At 68.2% G+C, this 12,637-nt stretch carries 11 protein-coding genes; 1 reads left to right on the forward strand and 10 read right to left on the reverse strand.

The features are described 5' to 3' along the window. Positions 1–127: 127 nt before the first annotated feature. Both ABZ876_RS06330 and ABZ876_RS06335 read right to left on the reverse strand, forming a co-directional pair. Entirely contained in the window at positions 128–526 is a 399-nt protein-coding gene (locus ABZ876_RS06330; protein WP_361775078.1) for a hypothetical protein, read from the reverse strand. Between the two features lie 877 nt (positions 527–1,403). Continuing rightward, positions 1,404–2,195: a hypothetical protein gene (locus tag ABZ876_RS06335; RefSeq protein ID WP_361775081.1), complete on the reverse strand. Its 792-nt coding sequence runs from the start codon at positions 2,193–2,195 to the stop codon at positions 1,404–1,406. Positions 2,196–2,486: 291 nt separating this feature from the next. On the opposite strand from ABZ876_RS06335, the gene ABZ876_RS06340 reads away from it, so the two are divergent. Further along, the gene (locus tag ABZ876_RS06340; RefSeq protein ID WP_361775084.1) at positions 2,487–3,323 is read left to right on the forward strand and encodes a hypothetical protein; all 837 of its coding nucleotides are present in this window, start codon (positions 2,487–2,489) and stop codon (positions 3,321–3,323) included. A gap of 134 nt (positions 3,324–3,457) precedes the next feature. Here the strand turns inward: ABZ876_RS06340 and ABZ876_RS06345 are convergent, their stop codons facing one another. The 8 genes from ABZ876_RS06345 to ABZ876_RS06380 form a co-directional block, all read right to left on the reverse strand. Beyond that, positions 3,458–4,837 (reverse strand): HAMP domain-containing sensor histidine kinase, encoded by a 1,380-nt coding sequence (locus tag ABZ876_RS06345; RefSeq protein WP_361775087.1) that lies wholly within the window; start codon positions 4,835–4,837, stop codon positions 3,458–3,460. After that, positions 4,834–5,496, reverse strand: coding sequence for a response regulator transcription factor (locus ABZ876_RS06350; protein ID WP_361775090.1), 663 nt, complete (start codon positions 5,494–5,496; stop codon positions 4,834–4,836). The genes ABZ876_RS06345 and ABZ876_RS06350 overlap by 4 nt, the downstream gene beginning before the upstream one ends. 21 nt (positions 5,497–5,517) lie before the next feature. After that, positions 5,518–6,159 (reverse strand): phosphatase PAP2 family protein, encoded by a 642-nt coding sequence (locus tag ABZ876_RS06355; protein ID WP_361775093.1) that lies wholly within the window; start codon positions 6,157–6,159, stop codon positions 5,518–5,520. After that, positions 6,156–6,824 carry a DedA family protein gene (locus ABZ876_RS06360; RefSeq protein ID WP_361775096.1) on the reverse strand — a complete coding sequence of 223 codons (669 nt, stop codon included), beginning with the start codon at positions 6,822–6,824 and terminating at the stop codon, positions 6,156–6,158. The genes ABZ876_RS06355 and ABZ876_RS06360 overlap by 4 nt, the downstream gene beginning before the upstream one ends. Before the next feature lie 1,340 nt (positions 6,825–8,164). After that, the gene (locus ABZ876_RS06365) at positions 8,165–8,677 is read right to left on the reverse strand and encodes a hypothetical protein (RefSeq protein ID WP_361775098.1); all 513 of its coding nucleotides are present in this window, start codon (positions 8,675–8,677) and stop codon (positions 8,165–8,167) included. A gap of 792 nt (positions 8,678–9,469) precedes the next feature. Beyond that, positions 9,470–11,311, reverse strand: coding sequence for a trypsin-like serine protease (locus tag ABZ876_RS06370; protein WP_361775101.1), 1,842 nt, complete (start codon positions 11,309–11,311; stop codon positions 9,470–9,472). 395 nt (positions 11,312–11,706) lie between these two features. Then, a complete protein-coding gene (locus tag ABZ876_RS06375; RefSeq protein WP_361775104.1) occupies positions 11,707–11,880 on the reverse strand; it encodes a hypothetical protein in 174 nt (57 codons plus the stop codon). Between the two features lie 27 nt (positions 11,881–11,907). Beyond that, positions 11,908–12,432 (reverse strand): hypothetical protein, encoded by a 525-nt coding sequence (locus tag ABZ876_RS06380; protein WP_361775107.1) that lies wholly within the window; start codon positions 12,430–12,432, stop codon positions 11,908–11,910. Positions 12,433–12,637 lie beyond the last annotated feature (205 nt).

Here is a 12,637-nt window from a genome sequence, read left to right on the forward strand (position 1 = left end):
ACTGATCTGCACGCCCGCGCCCGCGCCCGCGCCCACGTTCCGCGCGGCGCCGGCCGGTGTGCGGCTCACCGCGATGCCACCCCGCTTCGTCGCCGGCGCGACCGTGCGGTCCCCCTGATACGACAAGTCAGGTACGGCTGGTGAACGTTGCGCAGTGGGTCCACTTGCTGTCGGCGCTGTATGGGTCACCCTTGACGAGGGAGATGATGATCCTGACCGTCCGCTTCTCCGGAAGGTCCAGGTCCCAGGTGTAGGACTTGCCCGCACCCCGGGTCACTTGGAAGGTGTCCCAGAAGTAGGGCTTGCCGCTGGCTGCCTCCAGGTTGACGAAGACGGAGCGACCGTCGGCCTTGCGGTCCTTGACGTAGAGGTAGTCGCCCTTCGAGGTGTACTTCGCGTATCCGCCGGCACATCCGTCCGAACCGCTGGCCTGCGCCGCGGGGGCGGTTGCGAGGCCGCCCGCGAGGAGGGCGGCGGCAACGGCCGGTATGACGGTTGCGGCACGCCGCTTGAGTATGGCCTTCACTCTGTTCCCTTCGTGGATTTCTCCATCCGGCAGCATCGGCAGCTACCGGATCATTGATCACTATATGGGAGCAACAACGCGCTTTCTTACGGGCGTTGGGGAGCCTCCGAGCCACTGCCGCCTCCCGCTGAGGGGCTGTACGCCGGGCATGAACGGGCATCCAGAGCGGAGTCGGCGGGCCAGAGACCTCCAGCATGATCCCGCTGGAACGATCGGGCTGCCGGTCGGCCACAGCGGCCAGGCGACGACCGTGGGGGTCCATTCAGGCCGCTGTCGACCGCGGCCTTGAGCATCCACTCCGGAGCCGAGTCGCCGAGAGCGCCGTGGAGCAGCGCCGGCGGGATATCGTCGCGATGAGTTCCTTCCGGCAGGTCTCGGGCCTTCTCCAGCGCCATGCGGATCGGCGGCGAGCCGGGGCCTGCCTCCGCGACATGGGCCCGGCCCACACCGCACCCGACGCACCGCAAGGGCTCGCAGGAGTGACGGCACCCGTCCGGTGCGTCACCGGGCGGGGAGCGGGACGCCCACGGTGCCGAAACGGAGCTACGGCCGCCGTGGACCGGAGTTGTATTCGGCGACGGGCCCGCATTCGAACTCCCGAGGCCAGGCGGCTGAGTGCCGTGAAGGTGGCGCGGCCGTCGTCCTGGAATGCCGGCACCGCGCCCTCACCGCGACCGGAGCCGCCGTGGGGGCGCGGTGCCGGCTGGCGGGGCTGTCAAAGTCGTTCAGGAGCCGGCCTGGGAGGAGCCCACCGACGGCACGGTGACCGTCGACGAGGAGCCCCCGGCCGCCCTGCGCCGCCGTCAACGAACTGGGCGGACTCTGCGATGAGCTTGTCAGTCGCGGTGCTGATTCGATCTCGGAACTGTGCCGGCCCTCAGATCGCGGCGTGGGCGCCCCGGTCGCGCTGGGAGACGGCCAGGTAGCCGACGAATCCGACGATCGCGACCGTCCACGCCAGGGTGACCGGCGTCAGGCCGAGGCCGAGGCCGCCGCGGGTATGGCCGAGGGCCATCCAGTCGGCGAGGGAGGCACCGAGGGGGCGGGTGATGACGTACGCGGTCCAGAAGGCGGTGACCGCGTTCAGGGCGCCGAAGCGGTGGGCCAGGGCGGGCACGCAGATGGCCGCCGCGAAGAGGGCGACCGAGCCCAGGTAGCCGAGGCCGGCGGTGGCGGTGAGGTCGCCCGCGGCGGTGCCGAGGGCGAAGGTGGCGAGGACGGCTGCCCAGTAGAACGCTTCGCGGCGACGAGTCCGGATGGTGTGGACGGAGAGGGTCCGCTCACTGGCGTACCAGAGCAGGAAGACCGCGGCCAGGACGACGAGGAAGGCCGGCGCCGACACCGTGTACGGCACGCCGAGGCCGACGTGCAGGACATCGGCGGCCATGGTGCCGAACACGCTGACCATGACGACGGCGGTCCAGTAGGCCCAGGCGACGTATCGGAGCAGGGCGAACTGGACGGCCAGGGAGGCCGCCAGGGCGAGGCCGCCGAGCGCCACTGCCGGTACCGGGCCGAGCGTTCGGGCCAGGAGGTCCGATGCCGTCTCGCCCATGCCGGTGGTCAGGACCTTGATGATCCAGAAGTAGACGGTCACCTCCGGCACCTTGTTCGCCAACTGGCGTACGGGGGCGAGGGGCCGGTCGTCGAGGGCATGCCGTGCGGTCATGATCCGCACGATGGCACGCCGAGCCTGAACGCGACCTGAACGGCGGGACCGAGGGCGCAGTGGCGCGTAGTACCGCGGTACGACCCGACGGACGCGGATCAGTCCCCGGTGCCACCGGATCGGGGCGTTTCGACCGAGTCGGCGCCCGAGGTTTCGCCCGACCGGACGACGGCTCGGCCCAGGGGGCGCCGCATCCATGCGGTCGGGAAGACGGTGTGCGTGTGTGCATGGCGGACGATGCGCGACGGCAGTCAGGATGTATTCAGGTACGGGCTGGCATGGTCGGGCAGCATGACCCATGAAACGTCTGAGAGTCAGGTGGTTCCGGAGGCCGGCCAGAGAGCCCCTTCGGGCCATCGCCCGCGCTGGAACAAGGTGCCCGAACTCACCGTCTACTTCTGGATCATCAAGGTCCTGTGCACGACGGTCGGCGAGACCGCGGCCGACCTGCTGAACGAGAAGGCCGGCCTGGGGCTGACCGGTGTCTCGGTGCTGATGAGTGCTCTGCTGGCCGTCGTCCTGGTGGTCCAGTTCCGCACGAGTGCCTACCGGGCGGGCGTGTACTGGCTCGCCGTGGCGCTGATCAGCGTCGTCGGCACGCTGATCAGCGACAACCTCACCGACAACATGGGTGTGCCGCTGGAGACCAGTACGACGGTCTTCGCGATCGTCCTCGCTGTCGTGTTCGTGGTCTGGTACCGGCGCGAGCGGACCCTGTCCATCCATCACATCGACACCACCAGCCGCGAGTCCTTCTACTGGCTGGCGGTGCTGTTCACGTTCGCCCTGGGTACCGCCGCCGGTGACCTGGTGTCCGAGCGCCTGGACCTCGGGTACTGGCTGTCCGCCGTACTGTTCGCGGCAGCCATCGCCGCAGTGGCCATCGCGCACTTCGCGCTGGGCCTGGACGCGGTGTGGAGCTTCTGGATCGCCTACATCCTCACCCGCCCCCTCGGCGCCTCCGTCGGCGACTACCTCTCCCAGCCCACCGGCGACAGCGGCCTGGGCCTGGGCACCGTAGTCACCAGCGCCCTGTTCCTGGCGGTCATCCTCGGTCTGGTCGTCTACCTGTCCGCCACCCGCAGGGACGTCTCCGAACCGGAGCGCGCCGGGGTACCCGCTGCCTGAGCTGCGGGAACAGGGGCGCTTCAGGAACCGTTCAGGCTCGCTCCGGCGGGGCCACAGGTCCCGTCCGCATCGACGGCTGGTTCATCTCACAGGGCATCCGCCCCTTCGGGCGGCTGCCCTGCCGTACGACCGGGTCATCCGGCAGGCAGGCTGACCATGAACCGTGCACCCGGGTTGTGGGCAGGGTCGTGGGAGACCTCGCCGCCGACGGCGCGGGCGAGGCGTCGCGCGAGCGGTAGCCCGAGGCCCGCGCCGTCGTGGCCGTCGCCGTTGGCGGCGCGTCGGCCGGGCTGGAACAGTTCGCCGGTGAACCCCTTCGGCACGCCGGGACCGTCGTCGACGACGTCGATCCGCACGGTGCCCTGGATCCGGCGCGCGGACACGGTCACGGTGGAGCGGGCGTAGCGGACGGCGTTGGCCAGGAGGGGACTGACGATGCGTTCGAGGAGAGCGGGCGACACCCCTGCCTCCAGTGCCTTGGCTTCGCTCTCGACCGTGGCCTTCACCCGGCCTGGGGTGTCGAGACCCTGGATCATGCGGTCCAGAACGGGGACGACGTCGGTCGTTCCGGGGGCCGTGGGCGGGTTCAGCGCGTTGTCACGGGCGTCGGTCAGGAGCGTGTCGCAGATCGTCCGCATGGACCGGGTGGCCTCGGCGATCACTTCGTGGGTGGCGCGGGTCTCGGCTTCCGAGCGGGAGCGGCCCCGCCACCAGTCGAGTTCGATGACGATGCGGGTGAGGGGGGTGCGCAGTTCGTGGGACAGTTCGCCGGTGAGTTGCCGTTCGTGGCGAAGCACGGTGCGGATGCGGTCCAGGAGCGCGTCCAGGGAGGCGCCCAGGCGGGCCAGTTCGGCCGGGTGTTCCTCGGCGCCGAAGCGCTCGTCGGAGCCCACCGCACTCCACTGGGTGGCCTGGTCGGTCATCGTCCGCACCGGGCGCAATGCCCGGCCGACCGCGAGACGCGTGAGCACGTAGGTGCACGCGAGCATGACCGCGTCCAGGATCAGGGATGCCAGCAGCAGGGTCTTGGCCGAACTGCGGTAGGGGCCGAGGTCCAGGGCGGTGACGACCGTTGCGGTGGCGTGGCGGCCGGTCAAGGGTCGGGAGCAGAGCAGGACGGGCCGGTCGTGGGCGTGGCCGGTCGTGCATGCCGGCTTGCGTTGTGCGGCCAACCGGTCGGCGGTCTGCGTCAGCCGGCTGCCGACCGTGGTCGATGGAGGGTTTTCGAGCAGTCGTGTGCCGGAGTAGATCCACACGTTCGCGTCGAGGAGACCGTCGTTGGAGGTTTCCAGGACGCGCACCCGGGGGCCGCTCGTGTCGACGGTCGTGGCCACGGCGGCGGCCCGATTGCGCAGTTCGTCATCGGCCTGATGCTGCAGATGCCGGTCCATCACCACGTTGAACGCCACGGTCAGGACGGTCATCAACAGAGCGGCGGTGGTCACCGCCACGAGAGAGAGCCGGCCGCGCAGGGTGCGGGGCGCCGAGCGGCGAAGGACACGGTCGAGCGTCATGACAGGTGGTGACCGATCCCTCGTGCCGTGCCGATCGTCACCGTGCTCCCGGCGTCGCGCAGCTTGCGACGCAGCCGCGTCAGATACTGGTCCAGAGTGTTGTCACTCACGCGCGCGCCTTCGGGCCAGGCCGCTCTGATCAGCTCGCGGCGGGGCACAGTAGAGCCTGCTGCGGCGACGAGCGGCGCGAGCAGCCGGAACTCGGTCGGAGTCAGCGCGACGCGGTCATCGCGCACGGTGACGGTGTGCCCGACCGGATCCAGGACGAGGTCCCCGGCCGTGGCCGTCGGAGTCGACGTGGCTCGTCTGAGGGCGGCTCTCAGGCGAGCGGTGAGCTCGGCGAGGTGGAAGGGCTTGGGCAGGTAGTCGTCGCCGCCGGCGGAGAAGCCGGACAGCCGGTCGGTGAGCCCGTGCCGGGCGGTCAGGAAGATCACGGGAGCGACGAAGCCGTTGGCGCGCATCGCCTGGCACACGTCCCGTCCGTCGGCGTCGGGCAGTCCGATGTCCAGAACGGCCCCCGCGCAGTCGGCGGTGGCCAGCCGCAGGGCCGTTGCGCCGTCGGCGGCGAGGACGGGGTCGAAGCCGTCCTCGGTCAGGCCACGACGCAGCACGTCGCGCAGAGCGTTGTCGTCCTCGACGACCAGGATCTTCTGACGCATGATCTTCCGGCGACTCCTCGGTCACGCGGCGGGCTGTGCCGGCGACGGTCGATTGGTTTGGGGGGCAATGAGCAGTGGACGCAGTCGCCCGGATGTGATCCACCGGGCCAGGGCTTCCGACCGTCTGCGCACCACGTTCATCAGCAACAGCCCGGTGAGTGCGCCGACGGCGATTCCGGCGACGATGTCGTGCGGGTAATGCGCGCCGACCCAGACACGTGCAGCGGCCATCGCCAGTGCCGCCACAGCCCCGATCGCACTCAGTCGCCGCGAGACGAACAGCAGCGCCGCCGCGGCGGCGGCCGCGATCGCGGCGTGGTTGCTGGGGAAGGACCAGTCGCCGGGTGCCGGACACGCCTCCAGTACCTTCACGTGCAGGCTCTGGCACGGGCGGTCCTCACGCACCACCAGCTTCAGCGCGGAGTCGGCACCGTACGCGGCGATGACGACCGCCGGTATCGTCAGTGCCTCCGTCGCGGCCGCGGGCCCCACCCGCCGGGCCCGCCACCAGCCGACCGCCGCGAGGACGGCGAAGAACGCGAGTCCGTACGTCGACCAGAACAACACCAGGTCGTCCAGCCAGCTCGGCGAGTGCTGGGCAAGGCGCACCACGTCCAGGTAGCCGGATCCGTCGATCGAGGACCCGTCGAAGGGCGAGGTCATCCGCGCTCCTGAGGCGCACTGGCAGCACGGCGGGAGCGGAGGACCTCGGCCAGCAAAGGGACCAGCGACACGACGACGATCGACGCGACCAGCGGCAGCAGGTAGCGGTCGACATTCGGGATCGAGGAGCCGAGTGCATAACCGGCGAGAGTCAGGCCGAGGCTCCACACCAGACCGCCGACCCCCTGCCACACGGTGAACGTCCGTGCCGGCACACCGAGCGCGCCCGCCATAGGATTGAGCACCGTGCGGACCACCGGCACGAAGCGGGCCAGGACGACGGCCTTCGCGTATCCGTAGCGCTCCAGCAGCTCCTCCGCCCGTTGCGCCCCCGCCCGCAGCCGCGTCGAGCGGCTGCGCGCGAGCAGCGCCCCGCCGGCCTTCCGGCCGAGCAGATATCCGCACTGCGCTCCGGCCACCGCTCCGAAGGCCGCGGCGATCAGCAACGGCCCCAGCGAGAGGTGGACGGCCTGGCCGGCCGAGCCCGTGCACAGCAGACCCGCCGTGAACAGCAGCGAGTCGCCGGGAAGGAAGAAACCGACCAGCAGCCCCGTCTCCGCGAACATCACCACCCCCACACCCAGGACACCGAACGCGGCCAGCAGCGACCGGGCGTCCAAGATATTGACGGCCGGTTGCGAGGCGAGGTGCAGCGCTGTGTTCATAGGCCCCGGGCCTTTCTGGGAGTGACTACAGTCTTGTAGACGACTTGTGAACTGTAGACGAATGAGGAGCGAGGAGCGTTCCCGTGGCCTGTGACCGCTGCCCGGCATACCTGCGCCGGGCAGGCAGGGGGAGTTTTCTTCCGGGTGGCACGAGACGGGCCTGGCCGCTCTCACGCGCAGTCGGCTCACGAGATGCTCGGCCGCGCCACGGCGTTCACGCCGGCTGCCGCCTCCCTCAGCACGGAATGGGAGCCCGTGGGAGCCGGATAACGAGGTTGGCTACCAAATGGCTCCCAAGAGGGCCGGAAAACGAGTCAGGGGCCGGACCCGCTCTCGCGGATCAGGCCCCTGACCTGTTGTTTCACTGTCGGGGTGGCGGGATTTGAACCCACGACCTCTTCGTCCCGAAGCAACTTGAACGAACGCTCTGCCTTTGGCTGCTGCGCCTCTCACCTGCGCTGATTGTCCGCAGGCGTCCGCACTCGTCCGCCGTCGTCCGCTGGCGTTGTCACGCAGTTGGACACTCACCGATGCTGCGTCCTGGTGGCGCTTGGAGCAGAGCAGCATCTGATCCGTAGTTCTAGAGAGATGGGTCGGAGACGGTCATACGGGTTGCTTGGCGGCCCATGACGGCCGGTGCGGGGTGCTGCCGGTTGCTTGGGTTGCTGTACCTGGCTGCTGTACGGCAACTCCCGGCCCTCATCCCATTGTCAGTCCCCCCTGTTAGCTTGCCTGGCGGGATGAGACCGGTCAGAGAACCTTCGAGGTCCGCGGTCAAGGGGGGTGGGCACAAAGGTCCCCGGGAGCCACCTCGGGACTATGTTGCAGGCCGCAGACCCCACCCCCCTCATCACCTGACCAACACGCTTTCCAACTGTGGTGGTGCTCCTGGGACCCTCGGACTGGGCTGTTCACCCGCGTTCATGAGCGGTCGGTCGTAAGGCGGCCACCTGCTGCGGCTCCGTCCGAACGGCTGTGAACGGCGCTGAATGAGACGGAAACTGAGACGGCCAGGCCAGTTGCCAAGCCGCATGGTGGGTCGCGTGACCTTGGGATCCGTAGCTCTAACCAGACGGATCGGAGACGGTCATAGGGGTTGCGCTCCGGCCTCAGGGGGACGCCGGTCGCTGAATCCGGCTGCGGTACAGCAGGATCCGGTGGGGGTGTCGGGTATGGAGCGGGAACTACTCGAACGCACGCTGGTCGGTAGCGATGAGGCGTCTGTGGCCGCTCTGGCGGCGCTTCGCTGCGGCGACTCCTACGTGGTCTGAGGCGGGGCTACGCCCACTGAGTCGCTGGCCCTCTATGGACGCCGACTGCTCAGGAAGGGTTTCCGACACTCACAGTTCGCCGCTGTTCTCCTCGTGACCGTCCGCGTTGTAGACGGAGATGCCCACGTCGCCCTTTTCGCTCGACTGCCAGTCGGTGAGGGCATCGATGATCAACTCAGCGTCCGAGTCGTGGTCGTACTCCTCCCCCTGGTAGTCCGTGTAGATCTTTACTTCCCATGCCTCCCAGTCGTCCGCGTTCCCGTCGAAGCCCTTCAGCTTGGTCACGTGATTCACCGCGGCCTTTTGCTGAGCTGTCCCGTGCTTCACCGTGACCGCCTTGAACTGTCGAGCCCACTCCTGCGGTGACCAGTCACCCTTCGGCGTCGGCGCACTGCTTTCGCTCGCGCTCGGCACAGGAGCACTGACTTCGCCGGCGCTCGACGCCGATGCGGCTACCGTCTTGGTGACAGTCGGGCTGGGCGTCGGTGCTGCCTCTGTGGTGCTTGCCGTCCCTATCGCTGCGCCCACGGCGAGACTCGCAACCCCGGTGATGACGTACGCCGCCACCTGACGCTTGCCCACAGACCCTCCTCTTGATCAGCAGCGCCCGGAGTCATTGGATCCGGATGCGATGATTCCGCGTCTTCGCGATGGGTGATCTTCACATCCTCTTCAAGGACTCTGCAAGCGATCAACTGTCAGTCACAGCTCGGGCACTCCGACTCCAGGCTGACGCTCAGGGTGTATAACGTGCGCCTGGTAGTCGACGTTGGTCATCATTGGCCACTGTCGAGCGACCTCGGACGGCCCAGGGACGGCCCAACTTCGGCGCGCTCGGCTGACGGCCAGCACCCTCGATGCGCCCTGTCTGAACCTGCACCTCAGCCGGCGACAGTCAGCCACGACGATGGCTCAGCCGCCAGGCAGGCACACGTGTGCCTCGCTGTGCCCCCGCCGGCCTGAGCCACGCTGTCGGCCGTCGACCAGCACAAGCCGCTACGACGGAAGCGGATAAGTGGCACCTTGCGTGATGACCTCTTCGTCCCGAACTATCGGCTGGGTGGTCATTGAGGTGTGCTGGGCTGGTTGACCGGCCGTAGACGGCTGTTGAGTATCACCTGCGGTCGTTGGGGTTGCTGTACTTCTCCGCTGTATAGCTTGGGCGGCTCGGCGCGCGTGGGTGACGGCGGCTTCCGCGCCAGCACGGCAGGCCGCCGGGGGCTCCTGGTACGTGGCACCGGTGGATGCCATCGAGGCTCTGCGGGCAGTGGCCGCCTGGCTGGGGAGCTGGGCGAACGGGCCCGCATACGCTCTGGTGAGGATGCACGTGGGCCCGTCGTCCGGGTGCGGGTTGACCTTCCGCCTGAAGGTCGGTCAGCTCAGCCGGTAGCCGTTGTAGCCGTATCCGATCTTGACGCGGGAGGCCAGCGGGTGCGAGACGTTGCCCGTGCCTTCGTACAGCCACAGGCTGCCGCTGCTGTCGCGGGCGATCAGGTCGGAGTGGCCGTTGCCGGTCATGTCCCCGTTCATCACGTACGCGGTGTAGTGGAAGCCGTAGCCGATCTTCACGCGGGACGCCAGCGGGGCCGTCGGGTTGCCGGTGCCCTTGTACAGCCACAGGTTGCCGGAAGAGTCCTGGGCGAGCAGGTCGAGCTTGCCGTCTCCGGTGAAGTCACCCTTGCCGAAGACGTTGGCGCCGTACATGTTCCAGCCGTAGCCGAGCTTGACGCGCGAGCCGAAGTTGCCGTGGCCGGTGCCCGGGTAGAGCCAGAAGTTGCCGCTGGAGTCCACGGCCAGCAGGTCCTGGTAGCCGTCACCGGTCACGTCGCCGGGCACGAGCATGACCTTCATGCCGTTCCAGCCGGACCCGAGCTTGGTGACGTCGGTGTTGCCGGTGGACAGGTTGTAGTGCTGCCAGTACAGGGTGCCGTCGGTGGTGCGTACCAGCAGGTCGGTGTAGCCATCGCGGTCCAGGTCGGCCTGGCGCACCAGGTTGACCCCGCTCCAGTCGCCGAGGGACACCCGGGACCCGAAGGACTTGCCACGCGAGTCGTACTCGTAGCCCTGGCCGTTGGAGGCGATCGCGAACATGTCAGCGCGGCCGTCGCCGCTCAGGTCGGCGTCATCGATACGCGGTTCGGCCGCCCCGACGTACGTACTCAGCTTGGTGAAGACGCTGTACGAGCCCTGGCTCACGCAGTCCTGCACGCCCCACGACACGACACCGACGACGCGCCCGCCGACGACCAGCGGGCCGCCGGAATCGCCGTTGCAGGTGGCGACCGTGCCGCTGTCGGAGCCGCTGGCCGACGCGCCGACACAGGTCATGGCACCCGACACGAAGTCGCTGCCGTAGAAACCCGAGCACGTCGAGTCGCCGTTCACCGGCACGGTGGCCTTGCGAAGGGTCTGCGAGATGTCCTGACTGGTGGAGCTGGTGCGCCCCCAGCCGTAGATCTGCGCCTGGGTGCCCGCCTTGTACGACGTGGTGTCGTCGGAGGTGGTGATGGGCAGCGGCTTGGCGCTGATCGGGTTGGGCAGCGTCAGCACGGCGACGTCGTTGACGGCGGTGCCGTTCGAGGTGATCTGGAACGATGGATCGTTCCACTGCCGCCACACGCCCGTCACCGTGCCGCCGTGGAGGTCGGTGGTGTTGGTCGACGAGTCGGTCGTCGGCAACTGGTCGGTCCCGTAGACGATGGAGCCGTTGTTGTGCCAGTCGTAGCCCGAGACGCAGTGCGCGGCCGTGAGGATCTTCGTGGGCGACACGACGGTGCCACCGCAGAAGAAGCCGACGTCGTCACTGGTGTCGGTGGTTCCCTTGTCGTCGTAGTACCACAGCTGCACCATCCATGGGGCTGTGGAGATGCTGGTGGTCGTGCCCCCGATGATCTGCGCGTCGGCAGTGCCGGAAGCTGACGGCTGCGGCTTCGGACTGGTGGTGGTGCCGGACGGCGCGCCAGTGCTCGCGGCAGGCCGCAGGGTTGCGGGGGTATTGGCGGCCGGCGCGGTGAGCGCGCCGTGCACGCGGGCGGTGAGCTGCGACTTGCCGACGCTGCTGTGGCCCTTGACGCCGATGTCCGTCGGTAGTGGTGCCGCGTTGGCGGGCGCCATGATGAGCGCACCGGCGCCGCCGATGAGCAGCGTGGCGACAGCGGCAGGTACGGCTATCCGGCCCCGGCGACGGTGTTTCCCGCCTCTGTGGGCAGAGGACACTTATGTCTCCTGTGATGAAGATGCTGGGGGGGTGGCATCGAACAAAGCGGCTGATCGTACTTCCGGCTCATCGATCTTCACCAGTTTCATGCGCCACAGAAGTCTTTAATTTTCTCGCCGTTGCCCTGCATTTTCCAAAACATTGGCAACACCACCGGCCACATCGTCTCTCGCCTGAACGGCCGCGGCGGCACAGCGGGCGAGTCACGCGCCGTGGAGTGTGACCAGTAGCCGGTCTACTGATCACGGGTCTCGCTGACCAGCGCGACTGAAGAAGCCCACGGCTCTGAACTGGTCGGACACCGTGGGCTTCTGTCGTTGTTGGTCGGCGTCAGACCGCCTCGGGCGACACCACCGACATCCTCACAGTCGGACGTGGATGTCAGCTAGCTCCGTCACCAACCACCGAACAGTGGTTGCAATGCAGCCGCTATGCCTGACGTGATCGCCAGGATGCCGCCCACGCTGGCGAGGATGGTGAAGGCGTTTGAAGTGAGGATATCGCCCTTTACATACCAGTAGGTTACTCGCCAGATGGGTGTGTTCTCGTCCGTCGTGAGGTTGACCATGACAGACCGGGCGGAGCGGCTCCGCTGTCAGCGGTTGCTCGTGGTGCCGATGTCGACGATGTGGTTGTACCGCTCCACCAGCACGAAAAGCTTGATCTTCTGCGTAGTCTCCCCGCTGCCGAAGGTCAGGGTGACGATGACCTCATGGCCGTTACCCACGGCGCCGTTGTCGGTCACCGTCCACTTCCGCGGGACGTTTTGGGCACGCAGGACACCGTCCGCCCCGTGCTTCTTCTCCCAGTCCGCCAGTCGCTTGGCGAAGTCGGGCGTCAGGTAGTGCTTGCGGAGCACCGTTTCCAGCGTGGCGTCCGGGTCCGTGTAGTCGCAGATCGCGTCGATGTACGCGCCGTAGAAGTCGGCGACCCGGGTCACCACTTGGCCGCTCGTGCCGCTGACCGACTGCGATGCGGCGGCGGACGACTTTGCGGGGGCATGGACGGATGCCTGTGCCGACACCTGTGTCGACACACCGAGTCCGACAGCCAGGACGAGGCCGGCGGCGACGGCCGCGCGGCGACCCGGACGGCGGTGTGCGGGGGACTTCCTGTTCATGTGCGTCTTCCTTTTCTGGTCCATATGTGGTTGCTCACGGCCCGGTGTCTTCGTGCCGGGGCCGTCGTGTGGCTATCGCCTTTTCGGGTCAGCGAGCGCTGCCCCGGAGTCATGAACATCTGCTGCTGCGCGGACTCGTTCCCTCCTGCCGCGGCTCTGGGTGCGATCGACGACACCAAGTCCTGCTGAGTCGCGCCGTGACCCT

The organism is Streptomyces sp. NPDC046931 (assembly GCF_040644655.1).
Taxonomy (GTDB): domain Bacteria; phylum Actinomycetota; class Actinomycetes; order Streptomycetales; family Streptomycetaceae; genus Streptomyces.